This is a genomic window from Chloroflexota bacterium (assembly GCA_016219275.1).
Classification (GTDB): domain Bacteria; phylum Chloroflexota; class Anaerolineae; order UBA4142; family UBA4142; genus JACRBM01.
This window is the reverse complement of sequence record JACRBM010000054.1, coordinates 167,604-174,561: the sequence shown is the minus strand read 5'-3', so window position 1 is coordinate 174,561 and position 6,958 is coordinate 167,604. Positions and strand designations below refer to the sequence as shown.

The 6,958-nt window shown below is 55.8% G+C and carries 6 protein-coding genes; 2 read left to right on the top strand and 4 right to left on the bottom strand.

All coding sequences use genetic code 11. From position 1 onward, the window contains the following. Positions 1-280 precede the first annotated feature (280 nt). Complete coding sequence (locus tag HY868_14605) at positions 281-697, top strand: ester cyclase (GenBank protein ID MBI5303363.1); 417 nt, start codon at positions 281-283, stop codon at positions 695-697. A gap of 103 nt (positions 698-800) precedes the next feature. Here HY868_14605 and HY868_14600 read toward each other — a convergent pair whose 3' ends face one another. From HY868_14600 to HY868_14590, 3 genes are read right to left on the bottom strand one after another with little or no spacing between them, the layout of a single operon-like run. Continuing rightward, positions 801-2,747: an ABC transporter ATP-binding protein gene (locus HY868_14600; protein ID MBI5303362.1), complete on the bottom strand. Its 1,947-nt coding sequence runs from the start codon at positions 2,745-2,747 to the stop codon at positions 801-803. 2 nt (positions 2,748-2,749) lie between these two features. Next, positions 2,750-4,675, bottom strand: coding sequence for an ABC transporter ATP-binding protein (locus HY868_14595; GenBank protein MBI5303361.1), 1,926 nt, complete (start codon positions 4,673-4,675; stop codon positions 2,750-2,752). A gap of 24 nt (positions 4,676-4,699) precedes the next feature. Next, positions 4,700-5,230: a MarR family transcriptional regulator gene (locus tag HY868_14590; GenBank protein ID MBI5303360.1), complete on the bottom strand. Its 531-nt coding sequence runs from the start codon at positions 5,228-5,230 to the stop codon at positions 4,700-4,702. A 280-nt stretch (positions 5,231-5,510) separates the two neighbouring features. Here HY868_14590 and HY868_14585 point away from each other — a divergent pair, with 280 nt between their 5' ends. Next, on the top strand, positions 5,511-5,813 hold the full coding sequence (locus tag HY868_14585) for a hypothetical protein (protein ID MBI5303359.1): 303 nt from the start codon (positions 5,511-5,513) through the stop codon (positions 5,811-5,813). 38 nt (positions 5,814-5,851) lie between these two features. On the opposite strand, the gene HY868_14580 is transcribed toward HY868_14585, so the two are convergent. Then, entirely contained in the window at positions 5,852-6,883 is a 1,032-nt protein-coding gene (locus tag HY868_14580; protein MBI5303358.1) for a protoheme IX farnesyltransferase, read from the bottom strand. Positions 6,884-6,958 lie beyond the last annotated feature (75 nt).

The following is a 6,958-nucleotide window of genomic DNA, read 5'->3' as shown; positions in this document are numbered from 1 at the left end:
TCAATTCACAGGGATATATCGTCGGCGTCGTATGGTATAATGTCTTTGGGGTTCTCATGCGCTGCTCTTTCTTTGGTAGGATAGAGACAGTGTGCATGAGAACCCTGTTTAGTCAAAAAGTGAGTTTTGCGGTACTGCGAATAGACGTAGTGTCAAGCCGTTTTATGCTATAGTATTTTCAGTTCGGTGCGATCCGCGCCGAATAGTTTTCGTTGCTACTTATCAGCAACCATTCGTGCGCTTTGCTACAGAGCGCGCACAATTCATAGGAGAAATAACCATGTCACAAGAAGGTAACAAGATCATCGTGCGACGTTTCATTACAGAAGTTCTTGACAAGGGAAATATGTCAGTGTTAGACCAACTTTGCGCTCCCAACTACGTGAACCGTGCAACCGGACAGGGCGTTGATTCTTTAAAGCAATTGAGCGGACTGATGAAAACGGCTATCCCCAACTTTCATCTTACGGTCGAGAACCTGGTGGCGGAAGGAGACGAGGTTGTGGCGCGCTTTACCTACACTGGAACTTATACAGGTTCAGTCATGGGTTCCAAGCCAACCGGCAAAACCTTTTCTGTACGAGGTATGACATATTATCGTCTCGCGGATGGGAAAATTGTGGAAGATGACCCCATTTCAAACCAAGATTTATCACAATTGCTTGGCATCCCGTTGCCCATGCAAAATCAGGTGTGATCGCACAACTCAGCGTACAAATGCCGACGCCGTAGCTTTCAGGTTCTAACCGAAACAAAAAACCCGATGGGTCTCGCGCAAGCAGACCTTCGGGTTTTGTCATTTATTCCGCCGCCACCGGCAATCCTGCTTTCGTGCTCGACGGTTGCTCTTCCCGGCGGAACTGGCTCATGTACAAACCGTGATATACGCCGCCGCGCGCGAGCAGTTCATCGTGCGTGCCGCGCTCGACGATCTCGCCGTCTTGTATGACGAGCACTTGATCGGCGTGGCGAATCGTGGACAAGCGGTGCGCAATGACGAAACTCGTGCGTCCTTCGAGCAGTTGTTCCAACGCGTGTTGGATCAAGCGTTCCGTGCGCGTGTCCACCGACGACGTCGCCTCGTCCAGAATCAAGATGCGCGGGTTCGCGAGCGCGGCGCGCGCAATCGAAATCAACTGGCGCTGACCCTGGCTCAATCCCGTGCCGCGTTCGCCGAGCACGGTCGCGTACTGCTTCGGCAATCGTTCGATGAACGAATCCGCATGCACGAGTCGCGCTGCGGCGATGACCTCGTCGTCCGTCGCGTCGAGACGACCGTAGCGGATGTTGTTCATCACCGTATCGCTGAACAAGAACGTGTCCTGCAAGACAATCCCGATTTGTTTGCGGAGCGATGCGCTCGTCACCTCGCGCACGTCCACGCCATCTATCTTGACCGTGCCTTCAACGACATCGTAAAAGCGCGGAATCAAATTGATGATCGTCGTCTTGCCCGCGCCGGTCGGTCCGACAATCGCGACCGTTTGACCTGGTTCGGCGCGGAGACTCACGTCGTTCAACACGAGTTGGTCTTTTTTGTACGCCGCGCTGACGTGATCGAACTCGACGACGCCGCGAATTTCCGGCATCGCGCGCGCGTGCGGTTGATCGGCGATGTCCGGTTGCGTGTCGAGCAGATCGAAAATGCGTTCGCCGCCAGCAATCGCGCTTTGAATGTTCGTCCACAAGACTGAGATCATTTGAATCGGCTGGTTGAAGCGTTGCACGTAACCCAGGAATGTCACGACCAAGCCGAGCGAGATGACCGTGCCGAACAAAACCTGATCGCGTAACAGCGCAATGCCGCCGACGATGACGACAATTGCAATTGCGAGATAGCCCAGCGCTTCGAGCGTTGGCGCGAGCGCGGCGGTGAACGCGACCGCGCGAATGTTCGCATCGCGATTCGCCGCGTTCGCGCGTTCGAAATCCGCGATGTTCGCGGCTTCGCGATTGAATGCTTGCACCTCGCGCACTCCCGCGATGCTTTCCTGCAAGTTCGCGTTCACATTCCCGATTTCCTTGCGCGTCGTGCGAAACGCTTTGCGCGCTTGGCCGGAAATCCAGGTCGTCGCGAGCACCATCAACGGCATGACGAGCATACTGGTCAGCGCGTACGGCACGCTCTTGTTGAGCATGTTCCACGCGATCCACACCAGGAGCAGTGTACCGCCCAACACTTGGACGAGCGCGAACGACACGGCATGCTGAATCGTTTCGGTGTCATTCGTGATGCGGCTCATCACATTGCCCGCTTCATTCTCGGCATAGTACCCAATTGAAAGACGATGCAAGTGTTGGAAAACCTGGATGCGAATTTGATTGAGGACGTGTTGACCTGCCCAGGTCATCAAGTAAAATTGCAAGCCGCCCATGATCGCGCCGAGAATGTACAGCCCGGTGAGAATCCCGATCAAGCCGCCGACGCCGGCGAGCGTTTCCTCCATCGTGCGATTCGGGTTGACCGTGGTGTACCAGCAATTCGTCGGACGCGCGGCGGTTTGCCCCACGCCGGGAATTTGTTGAAAATTGTTCGCGCTGGCTGGCGTGAGAAAACAATCCACGACTTGCCCGATCAGGTCGGGCGCGATGACCTGGGTCCATGCGCCGACGATCATCAAGATCGCGACTGCGATCAACACGAGCCAGTAAGGTTTGAAATAATCGCTAAAACGCGCGAGGGTTGCAAACGGATTTTTCGGTTTGCACGTCTCGCGCTCTAAAATCATACGAGGATTGTGGAACATGGTTAACCGACCTCCGCCGCAACCTTCGCGAGAGGATTGTCCATCGCGATGTCGCCGACGAGTTGCGAGTTGTAAATCTCGGCGTAGATTTCGCTGTTCTCCATCAATTCTTCATGCTTGCCGCGCGCGACGATTTCGCCTTGATCGAGCACGAGAATCTGATCCGCGTTCAAGACCGTGCTGATGCGTTGCGCGATGACGAAACTCGTGCGACCTTTCATCAATTGATCGAGCGCCTTTTGAATGCGATATTCGGTCGCGAGGTCTACGCTACTCGTCGAATCGTCGAGAATGAGAATGCGCGGATCGAGCAAAAGCGCGCGCGCAATCGCGACGCGTTGCTTTTGTCCGCCGCTCAACGTCGCGCCGCGTTCGCCGACCATCGTGTCATAGCCATCGGGAAACTCGACGATGAAATCATGCGCCGCCGCGGCTTGCGCCGCCGCAATGACTTGGTCCATCGTCGCGTCGGGACGACCGAACGCGATGTTATCGCGAACCGTGCCGCTAAAGAGCGTGGTGTCTTGCAATACGATGCCGATCTGCGAACGGAGCGAATCAATTTTGACGTCGCGCACATCGTCGCCGTCAATCAACACGCGCCCTTCGCTCACGTCGTAAAAGCGCGGCAACAAGTTGATGATCGTCGTTTTGCCGCTGCCGGTCGCGCCGAGCAATGCGACCGTTTCGCCTGGCGCGGCTTCGAGATTGACCTTGGATAAAACGGGGTCGCTGTTGCCGAAATAACGAAAGGTCACGTTTTCGAATTTCACATTGCCTCGAATCGGCGGCAGCGCGCGCGCGTTTGGTTTGTCGGTCACGTCGTTCTGCGTGTCGAGAATTTCAAAAATGCGCGTGGCGGACGCGGACGCTTGCGACATTTGCGAGATGATGAAACCGAGTTGACCGAGCGGGAAAAATACGAAAATCAGGTAGAGCGAAAACTTTTGCCACTCGCCCAGCGTGAGCGTGCCGGCGAGCATTTGCTGACTGCCAAAGTACAGCACCGCGGCTTGTCCCAGGTTCGCGATGAGAAAGATGAACGGAAACAGGAATGAAAAGACGCGACCGACGACGAGCTGTTGTTGGATTAAATCGGCGGCGGCGGCGTTGAATTTCTTTTGTTCGCTCGCTTCGCGCACGAACGCTTTGACGACCTTGATGCCCGCGAGATTTTCTTGCAGGATCGTGTTCAGCCGCGACAGCCGAATCTGCACTTGAGTAAATAGCGGTTGACTGACCGCGCCGAACACCATGAACAAAATCATCGCGATGGGCAGCGTCGGCAGTACGGCGATGGTCAGTTGAACGTTCGTGAGCAAGAGAAAGACGAGTGTGCCGACCAAAAAGATGAGCGCCTGCATGCCCATCAGCAGACCTTGCCCGATGAACATGCGGACTTTGTCCACATCGTCGGTCGCGCGAATCATCAATTGTCCGGTTTGTGTTTGATCGTGATACGAAAATGAAAGCCGCTGAATTTTCGCGAACAGTTCGTTGCGGAGATCGTACGCGATGCTTTGCGATGTGCGCTCGGCGTTGAACGCCTGCGAGAACGCGAACAGTCCGCGCATGATCGCAAAGCCGAGCACGCCGACGCCCGCGGCGATGAGCCAGGTTTCCGCGTTGACTTGATTGAGACGCATTTGATCGAGCGAGGTTCCGAGGCGTTGCGCCGCGACGGTCTGGACGGACGCCGGCAGTTTCAAAAGCGTTTTCGCGAGAACGCCGTTCGTGATGACGTCAATCGTGCTTTGCACGAGTTGGGGAACCATCAGTTGCGCGAGTGTCGAGACGAAGAGACTGGCATACGCGATCGCGGTGAGCTTACGGTAGCGCAACAAATAGCGAATCGCGCGACCGAGCGCGGCGGTATTCATTTTAGCGCCGCGTTCGCGTTGGCGACCCGGTGTGGCTTGTGCTTGCATAAGGTGTGACTCCGAAGGAATAGATTATTTGTGGCTGACGACTTGCTCTGCCAGGGTTTGGCGAAGTTTGCGTAGCAACTTGAGCAACGCGGTTTGCTCTTCGTGTGTCAGTCCCGCAACGGCATGGGTCAGACATGCGCCGTGCGCCGGCAGAGTTTTACGCAACAACTCGCGTCCCGTGCGCGAGATCCGAATATTGAACTTGCGTTTGTCGTCGGGGTTCAACGCGCGTTCGACCAGCCCCTGTTTTTCCAACGAGTCGAGCAAGGAGCTGACCGTGTTTTTGCTGATGTGTTGAAATTCGCTGAGGCGACTTGGCGAGAGACCTTCCTTGTTGCCGTGGTGATCGGCGGCATACAACCAGAGCAACAAGCGCAAACGCGGCACGGACAAGTCGTGCTCCTGTAGGTAATGGTCGGCGATGACTTCGAACATGCGGGCGGACGCGTTCAGCAAACGCATCAACTCGATGCCGCGCGAGTCCAGCACGCCCCATTCGGCGTGAAGTTGGGCGAACGCTTTTTCGTGCGCGTGAAATGCCGCGTGTGTTTTCATCGGTCGCTCCAGAAAAATAGTAACAAATCGAATTATACGAAATCGAACTAATTTGTCAAACACGCGGATGCGCCCAGCCAGGTGCGGCAAGTCGCTGGTTGGGGATGGTTGCGTAGGTCGGTATTGGCATTGTCGCATTGAATTGTGAATCCAATGTGAAGTAGGATGGGAGGAATAATGACGGTCTCGCCATTTCCGTCCTAGCCCAAGTTCTTCGGGTCTTGCAGTATCCCGCGTGGCGCGCTATAATGCGGCTGAAAATAGTCGGGGAGAAAAACGGATGGGGCGTTCCACTTTACTGATGACCTACAACATCATTCCGCTGACGCAAGAGGACTATATGCGATTCATGGTCAATGTGTTCATGCCGATGTTGCAGAATATCGGCTTAACCAATGCGGGGGTGTGGCACACGGCGTATGGCAATTATCCGATGCGCTTGCTCGTGTTCGTCGCCGATGAGGACGCGCTCAAGCGCGCGTTGGCGAGCGAGACCTGGGGCGATATGGAAAGCAAATTGAAAACGTTCGTCGAAGATTACACGCTGCGCGTGGCGCCATTCCGTCCCGGTTTCCAGTTCTAAAAAAATAGGCGGCGACCTGTCAGGTCGCCTCGATTTTTTTACCAGCGCATCATACTGGCGAGCACTGCCGCGAGGAATAAGAGCGCGAGGTAGTAATTCGAATAGCGATACAAGCGGCGCGCAGTCGCTTTGGAGCGATCGCGTTGTAATTTTACCGCGAGGTACAACAACCATCCGCCGAGGACGAGCGCGGCGAGTAAATACCCCAACCCCAAAAGTTGCAACGCGAACGGCACGAGTGTGGTGATGACGAGACCGAGCGTGTAGAACACGATTTGCCGGCGCGTCGAATCTTCGCCTTGCGCGACCGGCATCATCGGCACCCCGGCGCGTTCGTAATCCTTTGTAACCATCAGCATCAACGCCCAGGTGTGTGGCGGCGTCCAGTGAAACACAATGAGGAACAGGAACATGGCGAGCACACTGATTTCGTTCGTCACTGCCGCCCAGCCGACGAGCGGTGGAATCGCGCCGGCAGCGCCGCCGATGACGATGTTTTGCGGCGTCGTACGTTTGAGCCACAAGGTATAAATGACGACGTAATAAAACAAACCGATGGAACTGAGCGCCGCGCTCAACCAGTTGACGAACAAACCCAGGACGAGCACGCCTGCCGCGCTCAACACCAGACCGAACACGAGCGCGTGCGTGGCGGCAATCGCGCCGCTGGGAATCGGACGACGCGCGGTGCGCCCCATCAACGGATCAATATCGCGGTCGGCGTACGCGTTGATCGCGCTCGCGCCGCTCGCGGTGAGCGCGCCGCCGAGTAACGCAAAGAACATGAGCGACCACGCGGGAATGCCGCGTTGCGCGATCAGCATCGCGCCCAGGGTCGTGCAGAGCAACAGAATGGTGACGAGCGGTTTGGTCAGCCAGAGATAATTACGCAGCGTATTCCCAATGCCGGGCGTGGTAGACGCCGGCGGTATCGGCGAATGAAATGTGGCGGGTTCAGGATCGGTCCGAATGTCGTTCACGCAGATAGACTCCCCTTGACGAATAAAGAAACCCTTCTGCCGCTGAACACAGGTATCGTGCCCGGTCGAGCGCAATGGGTCTAGCGGCATTATACTCTAACCGGCGCAGTTATTCAAAATGAGTATCGTATTCCTACGGAAGAACTATCACAACCGCGAAGATGC